General features: G+C 38.9%; 1 protein-coding gene. It reads left to right on the top strand.

Features of this window, described 5'->3' with window-relative positions:
• Positions 1 to 198 (top strand): ParA family protein (locus LI112_RS18060; RefSeq protein ID WP_369123680.1); only part of this gene is annotated, 198 nt, incomplete at its 5' end.
• Between the last annotated feature and the right edge of the window lie 41 nt (positions 199 to 239).

The following is a 239-nucleotide window of genomic DNA, read 5'->3' as shown; positions in this document are numbered from 1 at the left end:
AATAATTCAAAGAGAAATAAGCAGGCAGTACGAGATGCTTATGGAGCAGAGATTAGAATTTTTGATCAGACGATTCCAAGAACAGAGGCTCTTGCCGAAACTGCATCAGAAGGTGTCAGTATTTTTTCTTATTATGCAAAAGGAAAAGGTGCGTACAGTTATCAGGCACTTGTCCAGGAGGTGCTGAATCATGCGTAAACCTAAGAAAGAAATTCAGCTTACTTCTTATGATGAATTGC

Origin of the sequence: Blautia sp. 210820-DFI.6.14 (assembly GCF_020558815.1) — a bacterium.
In the GTDB taxonomy this organism is placed as follows: Bacteria; Bacillota; Clostridia; order Lachnospirales; family Lachnospiraceae; genus Blautia_A; species Blautia_A obeum.
The sequence above is the reverse complement of the archived record's forward strand: the minus strand, read 5'-3'. Positions and strand labels throughout refer to the sequence as shown.